Raw genomic sequence first — 479 nt, forward strand, 5'->3', positions numbered from 1 at the left:
GCCCAACACCGATCAAAAGAAAGACTTCACCAGCCGCGTTACCAACCACACCATGGTTAACGAGCAGATGCAATTCTTCTTGCGTGGTTTCCGCCGCGACGCGCACCCGATGGCCATCATGACGGGCTTGGTTGGCGCACTCTCGGCCTTCTACCATGACAGCACCGACATCACCAACCCCGAGCACCGCGAGATTGCCGCTATCCGTCTGATTGCCAAAATGCCCACATTGGTGGCCATGGCCTACAAATACACCGTGGGCCAGCCCTACATGTATCCGCAAAACAACCTCAGTTACGCTGGCAACTTCTTGCACATGATGTTTGCTACGCCTTGTGAAAAATACGTGGTCAACCCGGTAATTGAGCGTGCCATGGACCGCATTTTCACCCTGCACGCCGACCACGAGCAAAATGCCTCCACCTCCACCGTGCGCCTGTGCGGCAGCTCGGGCACCAATCCGTTTGCCGCCATTGCGG

Annotated in this window: 1 protein-coding gene; it reads left to right on the forward strand. The window is 56.8% G+C overall.

The window, feature by feature from the left end:
* The coding region (locus tag D7V93_RS43960; protein WP_279637005.1) for a citrate/2-methylcitrate synthase at window positions 1-479 on the forward strand (479 nt) is incomplete at both ends.

Origin of the sequence: Corallococcus llansteffanensis, from assembly GCF_003612055.1 — a bacterium.
Taxonomy (GTDB): domain Bacteria; phylum Myxococcota; class Myxococcia; order Myxococcales; family Myxococcaceae; genus Corallococcus; species Corallococcus llansteffanensis.